The organism is Bacillus pseudomycoides DSM 12442 (assembly GCF_000161455.1).
Lineage (GTDB): Bacteria > Bacillota > Bacilli > Bacillales > Bacillaceae_G > Bacillus_A > Bacillus_A pseudomycoides.
In genome coordinates this window covers 5,164,370-5,164,680 of sequence record NZ_CM000745.1, presented here as the reverse complement: position 1 = coordinate 5,164,680, position 311 = coordinate 5,164,370, and the positions used below count along the sequence as shown (strand labels likewise).

Annotated in this window: 1 pseudogene; it reads right to left on the bottom strand. The window is 36.3% G+C overall.

The window, feature by feature from the left end:
- Positions 1–311, bottom strand: a pseudogene (locus BPMYX0001_RS26150) (hemolysin BL lytic component L1); the annotation flags it as partial.

Sequence of the window (311 nt, the reverse complement as noted above, 5' to 3'; positions counted from 1 at the left end):
CTTTGTTTAGCAGCTTTTAAATCATCAAGTATTAAAGAGAATTTATGTTCTTGCATAGAGTCGATATTATCATGTAAATCTGTATAATTGGCCCCCATTTTATTCCATTGTTGTTGGATGCTTGTTAGAGACAGTATTGCTTGATCCACTGTTTGATACAGATCTGTCAAAGTTGCTTTCGCGTTAGTAAGCGAAATAACTGCTTGGCTAGCAAGATCGGCTTTCGTACTTAATTCTCCGATTTTTTTAGAAATTTCGTTATAAGAGTTCATATGATTAGACGCCGTGACACCAGCTGCTGTTCCTAAACC